Genomic DNA, 1,187 nt, shown 5'->3' on the forward strand with positions numbered 1-1,187 from the left:
AGATGCAGGGCAACTGACAGGCTTGCGACATCACTCATTGTCCAAGGATCCTCATAACATCGGCGCACTGCTGGTCAGCGGGCGTACTGGTAACAACATGCTGCGCCGGAACCAACGGCGCAACGTTGTCACGAAGAGAAAACCAGGCTTTCCAGTGCAACAAAATATCCGCCGGTAAATTGGCAATCTTTCTCGGATCAGACTCCCCGAAGCGTTCAGCAAGAGAAAAAATCAGGCTCAGCCAGGGGGAGTCAATTAGTTTTTTTTCGCTTCTTCCAAAGTACCCCAGCTATGACGCTGAACTGTTTGGAGAGCTTCGATAAGAGAAGCATTTGAACGGGCTTTCAGTAATTCGTCCGGTGCAGGAAGGATATTTGCTGGAATTGGCATCCCTTTTTCGTCAACCAGCGCGCTGAGAATAAGCGATGCTGTTGACAGGCCCATCCCACTTAAATTGGTTTCAGTGCGTAATTGCTCTTGTTTTTGGTCGTACTGCTCGACTTCATAGGAAGTGAGCCGACGAATAAAGACCTTGGCACCCAGAATAGTGACGGGGAAAGCATCAAATTCAGGTGAAAGTAACTGTTTTTTCAGGTCGTTCATTAAAATTCTCCATAAAAAAGCCGCCATATTTGGCGGCCTGAAAGGTTTGAGGTGGGTGATTAACTGCCGGGCGCTGTATAGCCCCAGTCAATGTTGTTCTGTTTGCCGTTGACGGTGATCTGAATAACGTCACTGGCCGGGGCCGTGATTTCATTAAGCTGCCAGCCAGAAAGCGCCATCACCATTGTCGCGGTACGTCCGTTCGGCAACTGGATATAAAACTGCACGGTTTGACGTTGTTCTGCTGCATTGATGAAAGCGGTAAAACTGGTGTTAGACGGATCATCGACAAACCCGAGTGATTTTTCCGGTCCTTCCGGCAGATCAGAAATAAACTGTTTCTGTTTATCAATCAGGGTTGTGCAATCAACAAAAGAACCCGTGGCACCTGTCGCGCCGAGAGCTTTACAGTTAATCAGCGGCTGCATATCCGCCACAGCATCGCCGATCCCCCCCCACAGAACAACTGTTCCAGCGGGGAGCATTGCGTATTCCGGAGAGCTTTTATCTGTCATTTCATTGCCTCATTTAACGATTGTTTTCGATACCCTCACGGAGACGTACCGCAAGAATGCTCAGTATTT

Annotated in this window: 2 protein-coding genes; both read right to left on the bottom strand. The window is 48.8% G+C overall.

All coding sequences use genetic code 11. The annotated features are described in order from the left end of the window. Positions 1-255: 255 nt before the first annotated feature. Positions 256-603: a phage tail protein gene (locus tag J8X26_RS27445; RefSeq protein WP_208952666.1), complete on the bottom strand. Its 348-nt coding sequence runs from the start codon at positions 601-603 to the stop codon at positions 256-258. Positions 604-662: 59 nt separating this feature from the next. After that, complete coding sequence (locus tag J8X26_RS27450; protein WP_208952667.1) at positions 663-1,118, bottom strand: phage tail protein; 456 nt, start codon at positions 1,116-1,118, stop codon at positions 663-665. Between the last annotated feature and the right edge of the window lie 69 nt (positions 1,119-1,187).

Origin of the sequence: Rahnella sp. ChDrAdgB13, assembly GCF_017655185.1 — a bacterium.
Lineage (GTDB): Bacteria > Pseudomonadota > Gammaproteobacteria > Enterobacterales > Enterobacteriaceae > Rahnella > Rahnella contaminans.

Coding starts and splice junctions, on each gene's coding strand:
- J8X26_RS27445 (WP_208952666.1), bottom strand. CDS start 603: ATGAACGACCTGAAAAAACAGTTACTTTCACCTGAATTTGATGCTTTC.
- J8X26_RS27450 (WP_208952667.1), bottom strand. CDS start 1,118: ATGACAGATAAAAGCTCTCCGGAATACGCAATGCTCCCCGCTGGAACA.